General features: G+C 71.4%; 13 protein-coding genes. 8 read left to right on the forward strand and 5 right to left on the reverse strand.

What is annotated here, in order from left to right; all coding sequences use genetic code 11:
- Positions 1-420, reverse strand: a complete 420-nt coding sequence (locus OG990_RS33720; RefSeq protein ID WP_386987663.1) for a DUF5319 domain-containing protein — start codon at positions 418-420, stop codon at positions 1-3.
- A gap of 186 nt (positions 421-606) precedes the next feature.
- Between OG990_RS33720 and guaB the strand changes: the two genes are divergently transcribed.
- Positions 607-2,169 carry an IMP dehydrogenase gene (gene guaB / locus OG990_RS33725; RefSeq protein ID WP_406078298.1) on the forward strand — a complete coding sequence of 521 codons (1,563 nt, stop codon included), beginning with the start codon at positions 607-609 and terminating at the stop codon, positions 2,167-2,169.
- A gap of 27 nt (positions 2,170-2,196) precedes the next feature.
- Positions 2,197-3,315: a GuaB3 family IMP dehydrogenase-related protein gene (locus tag OG990_RS33730; protein WP_328420328.1), complete on the forward strand. Its 1,119-nt coding sequence runs from the start codon at positions 2,197-2,199 to the stop codon at positions 3,313-3,315.
- Between the two features lie 69 nt (positions 3,316-3,384).
- On the opposite strand, the gene OG990_RS33735 is transcribed toward OG990_RS33730, so the two are convergent.
- Together OG990_RS33735 and OG990_RS33740 are read right to left on the reverse strand one after the other, a co-directional pair.
- Positions 3,385-6,702, reverse strand: a complete 3,318-nt coding sequence (locus OG990_RS33735) for a ThuA domain-containing protein (protein ID WP_406078299.1) — start codon at positions 6,700-6,702, stop codon at positions 3,385-3,387.
- Positions 6,703-6,916: 214 nt separating this feature from the next.
- On the reverse strand, positions 6,917-8,044 hold the full coding sequence (locus OG990_RS33740) for a sugar phosphate isomerase/epimerase (RefSeq protein WP_328420324.1): 1,128 nt from the start codon (positions 8,042-8,044) through the stop codon (positions 6,917-6,919).
- A 392-nt stretch (positions 8,045-8,436) separates the two neighbouring features.
- On the opposite strand from OG990_RS33740, the gene OG990_RS33745 reads away from it, so the two are divergent.
- Positions 8,437-9,861 carry a M1 family metallopeptidase gene (locus tag OG990_RS33745; protein WP_406078301.1) on the forward strand — a complete coding sequence of 475 codons (1,425 nt, stop codon included), beginning with the start codon at positions 8,437-8,439 and terminating at the stop codon, positions 9,859-9,861.
- A gap of 108 nt (positions 9,862-9,969) precedes the next feature.
- The gene (locus tag OG990_RS33750; protein ID WP_406078302.1) at positions 9,970-11,427 is read left to right on the forward strand and encodes a M1 family metallopeptidase; all 1,458 of its coding nucleotides are present in this window, start codon (positions 9,970-9,972) and stop codon (positions 11,425-11,427) included.
- 63 nt (positions 11,428-11,490) lie between these two features.
- Here OG990_RS33750 and OG990_RS33755 read toward each other — a convergent pair whose 3' ends face one another.
- On the reverse strand, positions 11,491-12,612 hold the full coding sequence (locus tag OG990_RS33755; RefSeq protein ID WP_406078303.1) for an LCP family protein: 1,122 nt from the start codon (positions 12,610-12,612) through the stop codon (positions 11,491-11,493).
- A 146-nt stretch (positions 12,613-12,758) separates the two neighbouring features.
- Between OG990_RS33755 and OG990_RS33760 the strand changes: the two genes are divergently transcribed.
- The gene (locus OG990_RS33760) at positions 12,759-14,456 is read left to right on the forward strand and encodes an FAD-dependent oxidoreductase (protein WP_406078304.1); all 1,698 of its coding nucleotides are present in this window, start codon (positions 12,759-12,761) and stop codon (positions 14,454-14,456) included.
- A gap of 150 nt (positions 14,457-14,606) precedes the next feature.
- The gene (gene guaA, locus OG990_RS33765) at positions 14,607-16,163 is read left to right on the forward strand and encodes a glutamine-hydrolyzing GMP synthase (RefSeq protein WP_406078305.1); all 1,557 of its coding nucleotides are present in this window, start codon (positions 14,607-14,609) and stop codon (positions 16,161-16,163) included.
- Between the two features lie 7 nt (positions 16,164-16,170).
- Here the strand turns inward: guaA and OG990_RS33770 are convergent, their stop codons facing one another.
- The gene (locus OG990_RS33770; protein WP_406078306.1) at positions 16,171-16,557 is read right to left on the reverse strand and encodes a PspC domain-containing protein; all 387 of its coding nucleotides are present in this window, start codon (positions 16,555-16,557) and stop codon (positions 16,171-16,173) included.
- Between the two features lie 143 nt (positions 16,558-16,700).
- On the opposite strand from OG990_RS33770, the gene OG990_RS33775 reads away from it, so the two are divergent.
- Together OG990_RS33775 and OG990_RS33780 are read left to right on the forward strand one after the other, a co-directional pair.
- Entirely contained in the window at positions 16,701-17,651 is a 951-nt protein-coding gene (locus OG990_RS33775) for an NUDIX hydrolase (RefSeq protein ID WP_406078307.1), read from the forward strand.
- A 142-nt stretch (positions 17,652-17,793) separates the two neighbouring features.
- Positions 17,794-18,684: an NUDIX hydrolase gene (locus OG990_RS33780; RefSeq protein WP_406078308.1), complete on the forward strand. Its 891-nt coding sequence runs from the start codon at positions 17,794-17,796 to the stop codon at positions 18,682-18,684.
- Positions 18,685-18,928 lie beyond the last annotated feature (244 nt).

Genomic DNA, 18,928 nt, shown 5'->3' on the forward strand with positions numbered 1-18,928 from the left:
TCAGTCGGTGGAGGGGGAAGCGCCCGGCTCGTCCTCGGTGCCCTCGGTCAGGGTGTCGTGCACCCCGTCGGCGTACCCGCGGGCATAGTCCCAGGTCACGTAGTGGTCCGGGTCCGGGTCGTACGCCGGCTCGTGCACCCGGGGACGGCCCGAGTTGAGCAGGTGGCGCAGGTTGCCCCGGAGCAGATCCCAGTCGAAGTAGTGCGGCTCGCGGCAGTCTTCGCATTCGATGACCAGCCCGCGGACCCCGATCGGCGCCAGCAGCGCCTGGTAGATCTCCAGGTCGGCGAGGTCCTCCAGCACATCCTGCCGCTCGACGTCGGTCAGCGGATCCGGCGTCGCGTCGTCGCCCGGATCGTCCAGCCCCGCGGTCGGGTCGGCCGGGTCGCCGTTGAACGGGTCGATGGGCTCCTCGTGCACCCCCTCACCGTAGACCCAACGCGGCGGGGACGTCCGCCCCCGGCACCGCGCCGGGCCGGCCCGCCACCGGCAGAGGTCGCCCAGCTCACTGGGTACGATGGGACGACGTGCCGGCACCGTGGCATGTTCCGGTGCCCGCCCGCGCCACCTCGCTGAAGCCCATCCGAGCAGCTCAGGGGAGCAATCGTGGAAAATTCGCCCAACAACGATCTTCCGGCCGGCGCCGAGCACGCCGACCTGGGCGGCCACCTGCCCGAGCTGCCCGCCGGCTCGGCCCGGGTGGTTCCGCTCGGCCTCACCTTCGATGACGTGCTGCTCCAGCCGGGCGAGTCGGACGTGGTTCCCAGCCGGGTCAACACCCGCACCCGCCTCACCCGCAACATCCAGTTGACCGTCCCGCTGCTCTCCAGCGCCATGGACACCGTCACCGAGGCGCGGATGGCGATCGCCATGGCCCGCCAGGGTGGCATCGGCGTGCTGCACCGCAACCTCTCGCTGGAGGACCAGGCCCTCCAGGTCGACCTGGTCAAGCGCTCCGAGTCCGGCATGATCACCAACCCGGTGACCGCCAGCCCCGACGACACCCTGCGCGATGTCGACGAGCTGTGCGGGCGGTACCGGATCTCCGGCGTGCCGGTGGTGGACGGCGACGGCCAGCTCGTCGGCATCGTCACCAACCGCGACATGCGCTTCGTCTCCGAGCCGAACACCCCGGTACGGGAGATCATGACCCGGACGCCGCTGGTCACCGCCCGGGTCGGGGTGAGCAAGGACGAGGCACTGGACCTGCTGCGCCAGCACAAGATCGAGAAGCTGCCGATCGTCGACGACTCGGGCCGGCTGCGCGGGTTGATCACCGTCAAGGACTTCACCAAGAGCGAGCAGTACCCGGACGCCACCAAGGACGACGCGGGCCGACTGCGGGTGGCCGCCGCCGTGGGGGTCGGCGAGGACGCGTACAAGCGGGCCCGCACCCTGGTCGACGCGGGCGTGGACGTGCTGATCGTGGACACCGCGCACGGCCACCAGCGGGCCGTGCTGGACATGGTCCGGCAGCTCAAGAAGGACGTCGCCATCGACATCGTGGGCGGCAACGTGGCCACGTACGCCGGCGCGCGGGCGTTGGTCGAGGCCGGCGCCGACGGGATCAAGGTGGGCGTGGGTCCGGGCGCGATCTGCACCACCCGCATCGTCGCCGGGGTCGGCGTGCCGCAGATCACCGCGATCATGGAGGCGGCCCGAGCCGCCCGCCCGGCCGGCGTGCCGGTGATCGGCGACGGCGGCATTCAATACTCCGGCGACATCGCCAAGGCACTGGTCGCCGGCGCCGACACGGTGATGCTCGGCAGCCTGCTGGCCGGCTGCGAGGAGAGCCCGGGCGACCTGATCTTCATCAACGGCAAGCAGTACAAGGCGTACCGCGGGATGGGCTCGCTCGGTGCGATGCAGTCCCGGGGCCAGGCCAAGTCGTACTCGAAGGACCGGTACTTCCAGCAGGACGTGCTCGCCGAGGACAAGCTGGTCCCCGAGGGCGTCGAGGGCCAGGTGCCCTACCGGGGCCCGCTGTCCGCGGTCGCCCACCAGCTCACTGGCGGGCTGCGCGCCGCGATGGGGTACGTCGGCGCGGAGAGCATCCCCGAGCTGCACCGGCGTGGCCAGCTGATCCGGATCACCGCGGCCGGGCTCAAGGAGAGCCACCCGCACGACATCCAGATGACCGTCGAGGCGCCCAACTACCACTCCCGCTGACCATCCCCCAACAACCTGGAGTCCCCCATGCGTGACGTGGTCGAGATCGGGCTGGGCAAGACCGCGCAGCGCGGTTACCACCTGGACGACATCGCCATCGTGCCGAGCCGCCGAACCCGGGACGTCGACGACGTCTCCACCGCCTGGCAGCTCGACGCGTACCCGTTCGGCATCCCGTGCGTCGGGCACCCCTCCGACGCCACGATGAGCCCGTCGTCGGCGGTTCGGCTCGGTGAGCTCGGCGGCCTCGGCGTGCTCAACGTCGAGGGGTTGTGGACCCGCTACGAGAACCCGACCAAGGTGCTGGAGGAGCTGGCCGGCCTCGACGAGGACGCCCGCGCCACCAAGCGGCTCCAGGAGGTGTACGCCGAGCCGATCCGCCCCGACCTGATCGCGGAGCGGGTCCGCGAGCTGCGCGCCGGTGGCAGCACGGTGGCGGTGCGGGTCTCCCCGCAGCACACCCTGGCGCTGGCCCCGGTGATCCTGGACGCCGGCGTGGACATCCTGGTCATCCAGGGCACCATCGTCTCGGCCGAGCACGTCTCGACCACCGACGAGCCGCTGAACCTCAAGGAGTTCATCGCCGACCTCGACCTGCCGGTGATCGTCGGCGGCTGCACGGACTACAAGACCGCGCTGCACCTGATGCGCACCGGCGCGGCCGGCGTGATCGTGGGCATCGGCGGCGACGAGTGGTCGACCACCGAGTCGGTGCTGGGCATCCGGGTGCCGATGGCCACCGCGATCGCCGACGCCGCGGCGGCCCGCCGGGACTACCTCGACGAGACCGGCGGCCGGTACGTGCACCTGATCGCCGACGGTGACATCCAGACCTCGGGTGACATCGCCAAGGCGCTCGGCTGCGGCGCGGACGCAGTGATGCTCGGCGAGCCGCTGTCGCTCTGCGACGAGGCGCCCGCTGGTGGTGCCTGGTGGCACTCGGCGGCCAGCCACCCGTCGCTGCCCCGGGGCGCGTTCGAGGTCTCCGGCGACCCGATCGGGTCGATGGAGCAGCTGCTCTTCGGCCCGGCCGACGAGGCCGACGGCCAGCTCAACCTGTTCGGCGGGCTGCGCCGCGCGATGGCCAAGTGCGGCTACCGCGACCTCAAGGAGTTCCAGAAGGTCGGCCTGGTCCTCGACCGCTGACCCGTCCCCCGTACGCCGGAAGGCCGGCCCCGCCACGCTGCGGGGCCGGCCTCCGTCGTACCGGGGGCGTCAGCCCTCGGTGAACTCGACCCAGTTCAGGTTGACCAGGCCGCTGGTCGGGCCGCCGGGTACGGCGCTGAAGACCAGGTAGAGCCGGTGCGCCCCGGCGGGCTGGTCCACCGGCACCGTGGTGCTGGTGAAGGCCCCGTTGCCGGTGGTCGCGTTCAGCGTCGCCGTGGCGACGACCGGGCCGGTCGGCGAGTCGAGCCGCAGCTCCACCCCGGCCCGGGCGGTGCCGGCGGTGGCCGCCGAGCCTCCCGAGTGCCGCATCGTCACGGTGGTCACCCCGCCCAGGTTGATCGGGTCGAAGGCGACGTGGTCGCCCGGGTCGATCCCGCTGACGTGCTGCCCGCCGCCGGTGTCGCCGGTGTTGGCCACCTCGACGCCCTGCTTCACCTGGGCGTTCTCGGCCTGCTGCCGGGGCGCCTGGATGATCGCCTGGCCGACCGTGGTGAGTGCGGCCTGGCCGCCGCCACCGAGGTCGGTGTACGAGGCGCTGATCCCGCCGTACAGGTACCCGCCGGCGTGGTCACCGCCGTCGGCCGGCGTGGAGAGGGTGCCGGTGCAGCCGGTGGTGGAGCTGTCCGGGTGGCCGTGGCTGTCATGGCCGAGGACGAAGGTCACGGTCACCCGCGAGCAGTCCACCGGCCCGTCCTCCGGGTCGGTCACCGTGACGGTGAACGGCACGCTCTCACCCCAGGTGAAGAAGCTGCCGGCCACCGGGGAGGTGACGGTCACCGTGGGCGCGGTGTTGCCGACCACGATCTCCTTGGTGAGCACCGCGGTCCGTCCGCTGGAGTCGGTCACCGTCAGCTTGGCGGTGTACGTCCCGTTCGCGGTGTAGGTGAACGACGGGCTCGGGTCGGCCGAGTCGACCGTGCCGTCGCTGGTGAAGTCCCAGGCGTACGAGATGGACTCGCCCGGGTCCGGGTCGTAGCTGCCGGCCGAGGAGAACTGCACGGTCAGCGGTGCCGTCCCCGAGGTCGGGGTGGCGTCGAGCTTCGCCACCGGCGACCGCTGGCCCTTGACGTACCGGATCACCGACAGCTGCGCGTCCGGGTTGGCCCGGAAGAAGCCGTCGCCGTACTCCAGCAGGTAGAGCGAGCCGTCCGGGCCGAACTCCATGTCCATCGGGTTGTCGAAGACGACGCCCGGCAGGAACTGCTCGACCCCGGTCAGGGTGCCCTTGCCGTCGGTCCGCATCATGAAGATCTTGTCCCGGGTGAACTCACCGAACACCACCGCGTTCTGGTAGTACTCGGGGAACTTCACCTCTGAGGTCGACGCCGGGTCGTACGAGTAGATCGGGCCGCCCATCGGGCCGACGCCGCCGGTGCCGATCACCGGCCACTTGAAGTCGCAGCCGACCGGCGGGTTCTCCAGGTACGAGCCGGCACACGGGGTGCGTCCGTCGAACGTGTACCAGAACTGCGGCTGCTCGACCTTCGGCAGCACCCGCAGGCCGGTGTTACGCGGCGAGTTGTTGACCGGGGCGCCGCAGTTGAACGGGGCGCCGGAGGTCCGGGTGACGAAGTCGAAGTCGATGTACGGCAGGCTCGGCGAGTAGCAGTACGGCCAGCCGTAGTTGCCGGCCTTGTTGGTGGCGAACCAGCGGCCGGTGCCGTCCGGCCCGCGGGTGGCGCTGGGGACACGGGAGTCCGGCGAGTAGTCGCCGACGTAGACCATGCCCCGGGCGTCCACGTCGTAGCGGAACGGGTTGCGCAGCCCCATCAGGAAGATCTCCGGCCGCGTCTTCCCGGCGGTGTCCTGCTCCTCCGGGAAGAGGTTGCCCTTGGGGACGGTGTACGTGCCGTTGGCCCGCACCTTGATCCGCAGCAGCTTGCCGCGTAGGTCGTTGGTGTTGGCGGAGGAACGCTGAGCGTCGTAGCCGGGGCCCTGGGTCGGCGACTCGTTGATCGGGGTGTACCCGTCGGAGCCGCCGGCGTTGGTGTCGTCCCCGGTGACCAGGTAGAGCAGCCCCTTACCGTCGAACTTGATCTCACCGGCCACGTGGCAGCAGATGCCGCGGTCCACGTCGACGCGGAGGATCTGCTGCTCGGTGCTCATGTCCAGGTGCGGAGTGGGGGAGTCCACCAGCTTGACCCGGGAGAGCTGGTTGTAGCCCTTGAACTTGTCCCAGACCGTCGGGTCGGTGGAGGTGGCCGGCGCGTCGCCCTCGTTGACGCCCGGGGTGGCCGGGTTGTCGACCGGGGTGTTCAGCTTCGGCGCGTAGTAGATGTAGACCCACTTGTTGGTCGCGAAGTCCGGGTCGATCGCCACCGACTGGAGGCCGTCCTCGTCGTGCTGGTACACGTCGACGGTGGTGATCACCGGGCTGGCACCGGTGGCCGGGTCGTAGAGCCGCACCTCGCCGCCGCGGGTGTTGTGCAGCACCCGGCCGTCCGGGAGCACGGCCAGCGACATCGGCTCGCCGGGGTCGTCGTTGAGGGTGACCTTCTCGTAGTTGCCGAGCACCGTGGCGCCACAGTCGCCCTCGATCACGCCTGCGGACCACTGGATGCCGCCGAGCAGGTGCTCGCGGAACTTCGCCGAGCGGTACGTCTCGATGCTGTGCCCGAGGCCGGTGTAGAAGGATCGACCGCCCTGGTAGTCCTTGCACCAGGTGACGGGGTGGTCGTACCCCATGGCGCCGCCGGTGTAGGTCTTCTCGTCCACCGTGCCCAGGACGTGCGCGGTGCCCCGGACGTTGCGGTTGAAGTTGTACCACTCCTCGGTGAGGGTGAGTGTGCGCGGCAGCGTCTCGGTCGCCGGGTGGGCCCGGTCGGCCACGTCCACCACGCCGCGGACGACCGGCGAGGCGCCGGCCACCTTCGCGCCGACCAGGTCCTGGTAGAAGGCCCAGTCCGGCTCGGTCTCCGCCGCCGCGTGCACGCCGACGTAGCCGCCGCCGGCCTTGACGTACGACTCGAAGGCCGCCTCCTGGCTGGCGTTGAGCACGTCACCGGTGGTGTTGAGGAAGACCACCGCCCGGTACTTCGCGAGCTCGGCGGCGGTGAACACGGCGGCGTCCCGGCTCACCGTGACCTTGAAGTCGTTCGCCTGGGCCAGCTTCCGGATGGTGTCGACGCCGTCGGTGATGGATGCCCGGCGCTCACCGGCGGTCTTGGTGAACACCAGCACCCGGTAGGTCTGCGGTGCGCGGGCGGCGGAGCGGAGCGCGGCCGGCCCGTTCTCCACGACGGCCGGCGTGCTCGGGGGCGCGTCGTCGGTCGGTGCGGCGGCGGCGGGGACGGCGGAGGTGAGGGGGATGGTGAGGATGAGTCCAGCGGCGACGGCTAGCCATCGTCGTCCGGTCGGTCGGGTCATCGTTCCTCCGGTGGTCGGCAGGCGCGCGGCATCCCCGACCTGTTGGGGCCGGCAGCGCGACTGCGTGGGGGATGGGACCGGGCGCGTCCCGTCGCCGTACGGGAGGCGCGGTGTGACCGGGCCGGTGGTCGACCGTTCGGTCACCGGCCGCCGGCGGCGTCGCCGGCGAGGTGCGGCGTGGCCGGCGTCGGAGGGACGCCGGCCACGCCGGGGGTCACTTCTTGAGGTAGATGGTCAGGTCGGACATGTTGCGGTAGCTGAGCGCCGCGAAGTCGAGCGACTGGGCCCGGTTGGCGGTGCCACCGGGGGCGGTGTCCATCTCCCAGTTGGCGTGGTGGAAGTCCCGCTCGCCGATGGTCTGGAAGAACTGCTGGAAGTTGAGGTCGCCCTCGCCCAGCGGGGTCATCTGGTGGCCGTTGGGCACGCTGGTGTCCCGGTCGCCGTCCTTGGCGTGGAAGAGCGGGAACCGGGTGGTCCGGTCGGCTACGGTGAGGATCGGGTCAAACAGGTCGGTCACCTCGCGGCCGGTCGGGTCGATGTACTTCTGGTGCTTGTACCGGGCCACGTAGGCCCAGTAGATGTCGAGCTCGAAGTAGACGTACCGGGGGTCCGTCTTGCCGAAGAAGTACTCCAGCCGCCGGACGCCGGAGGAGCGGGTGGGGCGACCCTGGTCGTCCAGGGGCCCGGAGTCGAGCAGGAAGCTGTACGCGGCGTCGTGGTTGTGCGTGTAGAGCCGCATGCCCCGGGCCCGGGCCTGCCGGCCCAGCTCGTTCCAGGTGTCGGCGGCGGCGTCCCAGTCGGCCTTGTACGCGCTGTTGGTCGGGTCGCTGCCGGTGCCGATGTTCTTCATGCCGAGTTCCTCGGCGATGTCCAGCTGCTGCTGGAAGGTGGCCGCCTGGATCGAGGCGTGGGTGCCGTTGGCCACCAGGCCGTTGTCGTCGAGGATCTTGCGGATCTCGGTCGGGGTGATCTGCCGGCCGAGGATCGCGGTGTTCTGGGTGTAGCCGGCGAACTCGATCTCCTTGTAGCCGATCTCGGCGAGCCGGGCAAGGACCCGCTCGAAGCCGTACGGCACGCCGCTGTCGTCGGGCGCCGCGGTGATCCGGTCCCGGACGCTGTAGAGGATGATGCCGCGGTTCTTCGACGGGATCAGCGGCTCGACCCGCAGCTTGCTCTTTCCCTTGTCCCTGTCTTTGGAATGGGCGAGTGCGGGGGTGCCGGTGGCGAGCACCGGCAGGCCGGCCGCGCCGAGCGCGGCGGCGGCGCCGGCGGACGCGGCGAGCAGTGACCGGCGGCTGAGCCGGCCGGCAGAGGAGGCGTCGGGTGCGATCTGGTCTGGCATTGTTCCACCTTTCGCGACGGCGGTTTGCCGTCGATAACGATCAGCAGAGGTGCGAGAGGGTAGGTCGCGGGGCGCCGCCGAGCGCCCGTTCCGCGCTCCCGGTGGACCGGGACTGCGCGGTGCCGCGAAGTTGAAGGGGCAGGTCCACGCCGCCGCCACGGCGTGTCGAGCCGGGACGAGGCCCCGTCTCCGGTAGCGGTCGGCGTGAATGTTCCGAACGCGTTACATCTTGGAGACAGACACTAACGTCGGTCGAAGCCAAAAGAAAGTATCGATCAGCACCAACTTTTGTTTGGATCGACGAAAGTTACTGATGGTCGTCGATACCGACCTCGCGTCCGCCTGCGCTGGCTACGCTCGTCGTGACCGGGGACGTCGCAGGAGGAGTGTGCATGGTCCTGACCGGACGGAGACCGCCCCGGCGCCGGGTGGCCGTCGCCGTCACCGCGCTGACCAGCGCGATCGCGCTGGGCGCGGCCGGCTGCACGGGCGCCGACCGCGACATGTTCCGGCCGGGTGCCGCCGACGCCGGAGACCCGTACGTTCCAGGCCACGGCAACGGCGGGTACGACGTCAAGAACTACCACCTGGACGTCCGCTACGACCCGGCGACCGACCGGCTGACCGGCCGGGCCACCATCACGGCGACGGCAACCCAGGACCTGTCCCGGTTCAACCTCGACCTGGTCGGTCTGCAGGTCGGCGCGGTCACCGTCAACGGCACCCGGGCCGAACACCGCCGCGACGACGGCGAGCTGGTGGTGACCCCGCCCGACGGGTTGTCACGCGGCCGGCCGTTCACCGTGGCGGTCGACTACGCCGGCGTACCCACCGCCGTCAGCGACGGGGCGCTGGGCAGCGGCGGTTTCCTGCACACCGCCGACGGCGCGGTCGCGCTCGGCCAGCCCGACTCCGCCGCCACCTGGTTCCCGGTCAACGACCACCCGTCGGACAAGGCCAGCTACGAACTGGCGGTGACCGTCCCGGATGGTCTCTCCGCGCTGAGCAACGGCGTGCCCGGGCCGAAGAGCAGCGCCGACGGCTGGACCACCTGGCGCTGGTCGGAGCGCACCCCGATGGCCAGCTACCTGAGCACCCTGGTGATCGGCGACTACCGGGTGGTGACCGGCAGTCACGCCGGCCAGCCGATGATCACCGCGGTGGCGGCGAGCCTGCCGGCGACCGGTGGCGCGGCCGGCTCGCTGGCCCGCACCGGAGAGATCGTCGACTTCCTGGCCAGCCGCTTCGGCCCGTACCCGTTCGAGTCGTACGGCGGGATCGTCGTCGCCGACGACCGGGTCGCCTACGCGCTGGAGACCCAGTCCCGGCCCGTCTACGGGCCCGCCTTCTTCGCCGACGACCGGCCCAACCCGGGCGTGGTCGCGCACGAGCTGGCCCACCAGTGGTTCGGCGACAGCGTGTCGCTCACCAGGTGGGGGGACATCTGGCTCAACGAGGGCTTCGCCAGCTACGCCGAGTGGCTGTGGGAGGAGCACGACGGCGGCCGGACCGCGCAGCGCAACTTCGAGCTCCAGTACGCCTCGACCGACTGGTCGCAACCATCGGTCGAGCCGGGCCGGGAGCGGATGTTCGGCGCCGCCGTCTACAAGCGTGGCGCGCTCGCCGTGCACGCGCTGCGTCGGACCGTCGGCGACGCCACGTTCTTCCGCATCCTGCACACCTGGACCACCGAGCGGGCGGCGGGCAGCGGCACCACCGCGGACTTCGTCGCGCTGGCCGAGCGGGTGGCCGACCGGCAGCTACGCCCGCTGTTCGACGCCTGGTTGGTGGGTGGCGCGGCGCCCACCCTGCCGTGACGGGACCGTGATGACCGATCGATAGGCTGCCGCCTGCGATCGGCCGGGAGTTGCCGCTCGCGCGGAGCGGCGGAGGCCGCCTCCGCCACCGTACGGGGGAGGCTCGTGATGCGGGTGACGAGGCGCAGGTTGCGGGTTGGTGTCGGTCTGCTGGTGACCGGGGCGCTCGCACTGTCCGGATGCAACTCGGCCGCCCCGGAGGCGGCGCCGTCGCCGAGTGCGTCCCCGACGCCGTCGCGGACCTTCACCGCGGGCGCGGCCGGGGTCGGCGACGCCTACTTCCCGAGCTACGGCAACGGCGGCTACGACGTCGGGCGGTACACCGTCAAGGTGCGCTACGACCCGGCGAAGGATCGGCTGACCGGCACGGCCACCGTGCAGGCCACCGCGACGGCCGACCTGTCGACGTTCAACCTCGACCTGGCCGGCCTGACCGTCAAGACGGTCACCGTGGACGGCGCACCGGCCACCCACACCCGGGAGAAGAACGAGCTGGTGATCAAGCCGGCGGCCGGGCTGATCACGGGCAACGGCTTCGTCGCCGAGATCGTTTACGAGGGGGTGCCGAAGCCGCTGAAGAACGAGGTGCTCGGCGAGGGCGGTTTCCTGCACACCTCCGACGGTGCCATCGCGCTGGGCCAGCCCGAGTCGGCGAGCACCTGGTTCCCGGTCAACGACCACCCGTCCGACAAGGCCGCGTACGACTTCGAGATCACCGTCCCGGACGGCCTCACCGCGGTCAGCAACGGTGTGCCGGGCGGCAAGGCCAGCACGGACGGCTGGACCACCTGGAAGTGGTCGGAGAAGTCGCCGATGGCCAGTTACCTGAGCACGCTGGTGATCGGCAAGTTCCGGATCACCACCGCCGAGCACAAGGGACGGCCGGTGTACAACGCGGTCACCACCACGGTGGCCAAGGGCGCCGCAGACGCGTCGATCGCCCAGACCGTCAAGGTGGCCGACTACCTGGAGAGCGTGTTCGGGCCGTACCCGTTCGACGCGTACGGCGGCGTGGTGGTCTCCGACAGCCGCATCGCGTACGCGCTGGAGACGCAGAGCCGTCCGGTCTACTCCGCCGGCTTCTTCCGGCGCGGCGAGAACACCGAGGTGGTCGCCCACGAGCTGGCCCACCAGTGGTTCGGCGACAGTGTGGCGCTGGCCAAGTGGGAGGACATCTGGCTCAACGAGGGCTTCGCGACGTACGCGGAGTGGCTCTGGGCCGAGCACACCAAGGAGTACACCGCCAAGCAGGCGTTCGACATCCGGTACGCCCAGGTGCCGGCCCAGGTGTGGAAGACGCCGCCGGGCAAGCCGGGGGCGAAGGAGTTGTTCAGCGAGTCGGTCTACCAGCGCGGCGGGATGACCCTGCACGCGCTGCGGGTGGCCGTCGGCGACAAGGCGTTCTTCGAGATCGTCAAGACCTGGGCGGCGGAGAAGCGCAACGGCACCGCCACCACCGCCGAGTTCGTGGCCCTCGCCGAGCGCATCTCCGGCAAGCAGCTCGACGCTCTCTTCGACGCCTGGCTCTACGGCACCAAGAAGCCCTCAACCCCCAAAGCCCTCTGACGACCCGTCACCTTCCCGCCGCGAATTGGGGACCGAAAGCTCAAGATCGCGGCGGGGAGGGGGTCAGGTTTTGATGCGCAGGGTGGGGTGGGCGGACAGGTAGGCGTCGGCGCGGCCGGCACGGAGTTCGGTGATGAACTTCTGGCCGACACTGGTGAGCTGTTCGCCGCGATAGGCGCTGCCCTTGCCGACGCCCGAGCCGGGCAGGCCGACCAGCACGAACCGGTCCTCCGGCACCCCACCCAACGCGTACGCCAGGTCGACAATCCGGCGGCCACCGACGTAGATCAGGGTGTCGCCCAGCGCGGCGACCACCTGGTCGACCCGCTCCGGCTGCCGGGCCAGGCCCTCGTCCAGGATCTTGCGGGTCAGCGCCCGGATCAGCTGCTGCTGGTGGCGCTGCCGGGCATAGTCGCCGCCGGTGATGTAGCGCTGCCGTGCGTAGTCCAGCGCCTGCCAGCCGTTGAGGTGACGCTCGCCCTTCTCGTAGACCATCTGCGGCCCGGTGTAGCCGCCGGGCACACTCTCCCGGTGCTTACCGTCCGGCCGGCGGTGCAGCGAGGCGACCCGCTGGTCGATGTAGACGTCCACCCCGCCCAGGGTGTTCACCAGCCGGTCGAACCCGGTGAAGGTGAGCACCGCGCCGGCGTCGATGCGGAGCCCGGTGTACCCGCTGACCGTGCTGCGCAGCAGTTCGTACCCCTGGGCTGTGCTCGGCTGTTTGGGCTTGCCCGGCACCCGGCTGCCGTAGCTCATCGCGTGGGTGAGTTTGGTCTTGCCACCGGCGTAGCCGGCCTTCGGGAAGGCCGGGATGTCCACCAGCAGGTCGCGGGGGAGGGAGAAGAGGTACGCCCGGCCCAGCCCTTTGGGTACGTGCAGCACCAGCACGGCGTCGGCGTGCGGCTCCCAGCCGGGCACGCTGACCCGGGTGTCCACCCCGACCAGCAGCAGGTTCAGCGGACCGGTGATGTTGGCGCCCGGCGGCGGCCCGGACGGGCTGGGGGTGGGCGTGCCGGCCGGCGTGGCGCTCGGTGAGCCAGCCACCGGTGCCGTTCGGTCAGGCGTGTCGTTGCCGGTCAGCCGGGTGATCACCACAGCCCCGGCCGCGACCAGCGCGACGACGGCGAGGGCCGCCAGACCCAGCAGCAGCCACCGTCGACGCGGCGCCATCGACGCGAGGTTCATGTTGGACGTCCTTCCCACCCGTATCCGAACAACGCCCCGACGAGTGCTCCAGGTTGCGGCCGGGAGGCGCCGGGTCGGTCGGCCGGTGCATGATCGCGCGAAAACGGGCGCTGGCGCGAGCGCTACTGGCGAGTAATGATGCGTCCATGCGGTATGACGTGGTCGTCATCGGGTCCGGCTTCGGCGGCAGCGTCACCGCGCTCCGGCTGGCCGAGAAGGGTTATTCGGTCGGCGTGCTGGAAGCCGGCCGACGCTTCGCCGACGACGAGTTCCCGCAGACGTCCTGGCGGGCTCGCCGGTTCCTGTGGGCACCGAAGCTGGGCTGCTACGGCATCCAGCGGCTCACCCTGCTCCGCCCGGCCGACCGGCGATCGGGTGGCGGCGTGCTGGTGCTCTCCGGAGCCGGGGTGGGCGGCGGCTCGCTGGTCTATGCGAACACCCTCTACGAGCCGCTGCCGGCCTTCTACACCGACCCGCAGTGGCGGGACATCACCGACTGGCGTGACGAGTTGGCCCGTCACTACGACCAGGCGAAGCGGATGCTCGGTGTCACCACGTACCCGCTGAACACCGGCGCGGACCGGGTCATGCGGGCGGTGGCCGACCGGATGGGGGTGGGGCACACCTTCCACGCCACCCCGGTGGGCGTGCACATCGGCCGCCCCGGCGAGCGGGTCGCCGACCCGTACTTCGGCGGCGCCGGCCCGGAGCGCACCGGCTGCCTGCACTGCGGCTCGTGCATGACCGGCTGCCGACACGGGGCGAAGAACACACTGGTCAAGAACTATCTCTGGCTCGCCGAGCGGCTGGGCGCCACGGTGCATCCGCTGACCACGGTGACCGCCGTCAAACCGGCCGCCGACGGCGGGTACGAGGTGCACACGGTCCGCACCGGCGCCTGGCTGCGTCACCGCCGCCAGGTGATCCACGCCGACCAGGTGGTATTCGCCGCGGGCGCGCTCGGCACCCAACGGCTGCTGCACGAGATGAAGGCCGACGGTGCGCTGGCCGGGCTCTCGTCCCGCCTCGGCGAGCTGACCCGGACCAACTCGGAGGCGATCCTCGGCGCCTCGGTGGCGCGCCAGCGGGCCCGGGCCGAGCGGTTGGACTTCAGCGAGGGGGTGGCCATCACCAGCTCGTTCCATCCCGACCCGCAGACGCACATCGAGCCGGTCCGCTACGGGCGCGGCTCCAACGCGATGGGGCTGCTCCAGTCGCTGCTGGTCGACGGTGGTCCGCACCGGGTCCGGCGCTGGCTGGGCAGCATCGTGCGGCAGCCCGGGCTGGCCGCCCGGATGCTGTCGGTGCGCGGCTGGTCGGAGCGGACGGTGATCGCCCTGGTGATGCAGTCGCTGGACAACTCGCTGACCACCCGGTGGCGGCGCGGCGTGTTCGGCCGTCGGCTGGTCACCGGCCCGGGCCACGGCACGCCGAGCCCGACCTGGATCCCGGCCGGCAACACGGCGGCCCGGCTGCTCGCCGAGGAGATCGGCGGTACGCCCGGCGGCTCGCTCACCGAGCCCTTCGACATCCCGATGACCGCGCACATCCTGGGCGGGGCGGCGATCGGGGCCACCCCGGCCGACGGGGTGATCGACCCCTACCACCGGGTGTACGGGCACCCCGGGCTGCACGTGGTGGACGGAGCCGCGGTCTCGGCCAACCTGGGCGTCAACCCATCGTTGACCATCACGGCCCAGGCCGAACGCGCCATGTCCCTCTGGCCCAACAAGAACGACCCGGACCCGCGCCCCCCACTCGGCACCCCCTACCGCCGCCTGGACCCGGTCCCACCCCGAGCCCCGGCCGTCCCACCCGAGGCGCCGGCCGCCCTGCGTCCCTGACTCGCCCCTCGGCGATCCCGCGGGCGGGTTCGCCGCTACGGGGCATATGTCCTGTTTGGTGAGGCAGTCAGTGCAGGATCTTGGAAGGGAGGGTGCGGGGGCGGCGGGGCGGGGCGGGAGCGGCCGTGACTGTCGGTAGGCTTTGTGCACATGAGCCTGCCTCGCCCCGTCCTTGTGGTGGACTTCGGAGCCCAGTACGCCCAGCTCATCGCCCGCCGGGTCCGCGAGGCGAGGGTCTACTCCGAGATCGTGCCGCACTCGATGCCGGTCGCCGAGATGCTGGCGAAGAACCCGGCCGCGATCATCCTCTCCGGCGGCCCGTCCAGCGTCTACGCGCCGGACGCGCCACAGATCGACGCCGGTATGTTCACCGCCGACGTGCCGGTCTTCGGCATCTGCTACGGCTTCCAGGCGATGGCCCAGGCGCTCGGCGGCACGGTCGCGAAGACGGGCAACCGCGAGTACGGCGGCACACCACTGCGCCCCCGTCTCCTCGACCCCGGTGTACTGCTCCGCGACCTGCCGGCCGACCTGCCGGTCTGGATGAGTCACGGTGACTGCGTCACCGAGGCGCCCGAGGGCTTCACGGTGACCGCCGAGTCGGCGGGCGCGCCGGTGGCCGCGTTCGAGGATCTGGCCGGTCGCCGGGCCGGGGTGCAGTTCCACCCGGAGGTCGGGCACACCGCGCACGGCCAGGAGATGCTGACCCGCTTCCTGTACGACATCGCCGGCATCGAGCCGACCTGGACGCCAGAGAACATCATCGACGAGCAGGTGGCCCGGATCCGCGCTCAGGTCGGCGACAAGGAGGTCATCTGCGGCCTGTCCGGCGGGGTGGACTCGGCGGTCGCCGCCGCGCTGGTGCACAAGGCGGTCGGTGACCAGCTCACCTGCGTCTTCGTCGACCACGGCCTGCTGCGTGCCGGCGAGGCCGAGCAGGTGGAGAAGGACTACGTGGCGGCCACCGGCATCAAGCTGAAGGTGGTCGACGCGGCGGAGCGGTTCCTCGGCGCGCTGGCCGGGGTGACCGACCCGGAGCAGAAGCGCAAGATCATCGGTCGGGAGTTCATCCGGGTCTTCGAGGCCGCCGCCCGCGAGGTCGCCTCGCACGGCGATGTGGAGTTCCTGGTCCAGGGCACCCTCTACCCGGACGTGGTGGAGTCCGGCGGCGGCACCGGCGCCGCCAACATCAAGAGCCACCACAACGTCGGCGGCCTGCCGGAGGACCTGAAGTTCGCGCTGGTCGAGCCGCTGCGCACGCTGTTCAAGGACGAGGTCCGGGCGCTCGGCCTGGAGCTGGGCCTGCCCGAGGCGATGATCTGGCGGCATCCGTTCCCGGGCCCCGGCCTGGCCATCCGGATCATCGGCGCGGTCGACCAGGAGCGGCTCGACCTGCTCCGCCAGGCCGACCTGATCGCCCGGGAGGAGCTGACCGCCGCCGGCCTGGACCGCGGCGTGTGGCAGTTCCCGGTGGTGCTGCTGGCCGACGTGCGCAGTGTCGGCGTGCAGGGTGACGGGCGCAGCTACGGGCATCCCGTGGTGCTGCGCCCGGTCTCCAGCGAGGATGCGATGACCGCCGACTGGTCACGGCTGCCCTACGAGGTGGTGGCCCGGATCTCCACCCGGATCACCAACGAGGTGGCCGAGGTCAACCGCGTGGTGCTGGACGTGACCAGCAAGCCGCCGGGCACCATCGAGTGGGAGTGAGCGCACCTCACGCGGCCGGAGGCGCCTCGTCCGCCGGTCGTGTGCTGGGCGGGCTCGCCGACGGGTAGGGCGGCGTCGGGGCGTACCCCGGCCATGGCCCGCCGGGCGCGGGCCCGGCGGTGGGCGGCGGACCGGTCTGCGGCGCGGTGCCCGCCCCGTGCGGCCAGGCCGGCGCGCCGCTGGGCTCCTCGGGCATCAGGAACCACATGATCGGGTACGCGAACAGCGCGAGCCCGCCGGTGAGCAGGCCGGTGACCGCGAAGATCACCCGGACCAGGGTGGGGTCGACGGCGAAGTAGCGGCCGAGACCGCTGGCGACCCCGGCCACCATGCGGTCGGTGGTGGGTCGCCGGAGCTGCTTGTACGGAGCGCGGGGAGCGGTGGTGGGTGTCATGTCTCCACAGTCCGCGCCGCTGTCCCTCCCGGCCTCGGTGACCGCCCGGATCCTTACCCTGACCAGCCCCTGATCGGGGTCAGACAGTCAGGAATCTGACTCTTTTCCGTTCCGGTAACCCTGCCCGGGGAGAATTTGCTCCCGTGACCACCTTGCTGGAGCCGCTCCGCAGGATCGCGGCATACGCAGTTTGTGCTGACTCAGACGGCCGGTTCTTGCTGGTCCGCGCATCGGAGCGCTCCGGCACACCCGGTGTGTGGTCGCTGCCCGGCGGGGCGGTCGACCATGGCGAGGACCCGAACCACACGGTGGTCCGGGAGACCGCCACCGAGACGGGTCTCTCGGTCGCCGTCTCGGGTCTGGCCGACGTGCTCGCCGACATGCGGGCGCTGCCGGAGCGCGGCATCACCATCCACACCGACCGGCTGATCTACCGGGTGGCGGTGCGCGGCGGCACGCTGGCCGACCGGGTGGGCGACCGCCCCACCGACCTGGCTCGCTGGTACACCCTCGACGAGGCGCGCGAGCTGCCGCTGCGCTCGTTCACCGCGCGCGCCCTCGGGCTGCCCGCCTCCTCGGCCGACGTGGTGCCCGACGAGGTGCCCGAGTTCCCGTCGTTCTACGCGGTGCCCGGCCCGGACGGGCTGCACCGGGCGCAGCGCTTCGCCGCGTACGCGGTGTGCACCGACCCGGCCGGCCGGGTGCTGCTCACCCGGGTCTCCGCCGGCTACCCGGGCGCCGGCTGCTGGCACCTGCCCGGCGGCGGCACGGACTACGGCGAGCAGCCCGGCGCGGCGCTGATCCGGGAGCTGGTCGAGGAGACCGGGCAGACCGGCCGCCTGGTCGAGCTGCTCGGGGTGGCCAGCCACCGTGACGCCGCCTCGCTCGGCCCGGAGGGCTACCCGATCGACTGGCACGGCGTACGCGCCTTCTACCGCGTGGTGGTCGACAAGCCCGACCCGTTGACCGTGGCCGACGTGGGCGGCTCCACCTGCGAGGCCCGCTGGTTCGCCCGCGATGAGCTGGGCGCCCTCCCCACCCACCACCTCACCGAGGTAACCGCCGAAGCAGTCCAAGCCGCCCAACTCACCTAACCCCCCACCCCTCCCTCCCCCTCCCCCTCCCAACCCCCCAACCCCCCCTCCCCGCGTTGATCATGAAGTTATTGTCAGGACGCGCCGAGATGGACGGCGATAACTTCATGATCGACGGGGACAACCGGGGGCGGGGAGCGGGATGGAAATGCGGCGGGTGGGGGTTTATGGGGTTTTGTGGGAATCGGGTCGGGTTTTGGTTGTTCGGGACAGGAGCTTGGGGGTTTGGCGGCTGCCGGGGGGTGCGGTGGCGCACGCCGAGCATCCGGAGCACGCCGTGGTCCGCGAGGTCTCCCGGCAGACCGGGCTGACCGTGGCGGTGGACCGGCTGCGGGCGGTGGTTGCCGACGTGACCACCTACCCGGAGGACGACGTCGCGCTGCACACCGACCGGTTGGCGTTCGACTTGAGTGTGCGTGGCGGTGCCCTGCGCGACGCCGTGGACGGCCCGACCGACCAGGCCCGCTGGCTCGCCCCGGCCGAGGTGGCCCGCCTGCCGCTGGCACCGTTCAGCGCCGAGCTGCTCGGCCTGCCGGTCACCCCGCTCCCGACCGGAGCGCACCGGCCCGGTGAGCCGTTCCCGCCGGTGCACCCGGACCGCCGATTGCGCTTCGGCGCGTACGGGCTGGTCACCGACCCAGCCGGGCGGATCCTGCTCACCCAGATCGCCGACGGCTATCCGGGGGCCGGCATGTGGCACCTGCCCGGTGGTGGCACCGATCACGGCGAGCAGCCGACCACCGGGCTGCTCCGTGAGCTGGTCGAGGAGGGCGGCCAGTTGGGCCGGGTGGTGGAGCTGCTCGGCGTGGACAATCTGCACAACCCCGCCGCGCTCGGCCCGGAGGGGCGCCCGCTGGACTGGCACGGCGTACGGGTGATCTATCGGGTGCTGGTGGACGTACCTACTGACGCGGTGGTCACCGAATCCGCCGGCGGCTCGACGGCGCGGGCCGGCTGGTTCACCCCGTCGCAGGCCGCCGACCTGCTGTTGACCGGGATCGCTGCCTCGGCAATCGGACAGCTGGGCCGATAGCCCTCCGCTCGGTGAGCCGAGATGGTGACCCTCCGGTACAGTCAAAGGCGGGAATGATGGAGGAAACGGGCGATGAAGCCCGGCATGGGAATAAGAGAGCGGTTCGCGCGGTTTAGGCCAGATATAAGTACCGCCGGCAGCTATCGCCAAGTCCTGTTCCCTTATGCGATGGTGTACTCCGCAAAACGGCTGCCGGGCCAAGCAAGGTCCGGCACGAGACAGCCGGACACCCGCCCACGGCGGT

This window comes from Micromonospora sp. NBC_00858, assembly GCF_045207365.1.
Taxonomy (GTDB): Bacteria; Actinomycetota; Actinomycetes; order Mycobacteriales; family Micromonosporaceae; genus Micromonospora.

Bases quoted from the DNA above. Each gene is read 5' to 3' on its own strand.
- OG990_RS33740 (WP_328420324.1), bottom strand. From the start codon at position 8,044: ATGCCAGACCAGATCGCACCCGACGCCTCCTCTGCCGGCCGGCTCAGC.
- OG990_RS33735 (WP_406078299.1), bottom strand. From the start codon at position 6,702: ATGACCCGACCGACCGGACGACGATGGCTAGCCGTCGCCGCTGGACTC.
- OG990_RS33730 (WP_328420328.1), top strand. From the start codon at position 2,197: ATGCGTGACGTGGTCGAGATCGGGCTGGGCAAGACCGCGCAGCGCGGT.
- OG990_RS33770 (WP_406078306.1), bottom strand. From the start codon at position 16,557: ATGACACCCACCACCGCTCCCCGCGCTCCGTACAAGCAGCTCCGGCGA.
- OG990_RS33745 (WP_406078301.1), top strand. From the start codon at position 8,437: ATGGTCCTGACCGGACGGAGACCGCCCCGGCGCCGGGTGGCCGTCGCC.
- OG990_RS33760 (WP_406078304.1), top strand. From the start codon at position 12,759: ATGCGGTATGACGTGGTCGTCATCGGGTCCGGCTTCGGCGGCAGCGTC.
- guaA (WP_406078305.1), top strand. From the start codon at position 14,607: ATGAGCCTGCCTCGCCCCGTCCTTGTGGTGGACTTCGGAGCCCAGTAC.
- OG990_RS33750 (WP_406078302.1), top strand. From the start codon at position 9,970: ATGCGGGTGACGAGGCGCAGGTTGCGGGTTGGTGTCGGTCTGCTGGTG.
- OG990_RS33755 (WP_406078303.1), bottom strand. From the start codon at position 12,612: ATGAACCTCGCGTCGATGGCGCCGCGTCGACGGTGGCTGCTGCTGGGT.
- OG990_RS33780 (WP_406078308.1), top strand. From the start codon at position 17,794: ATGGAAATGCGGCGGGTGGGGGTTTATGGGGTTTTGTGGGAATCGGGT.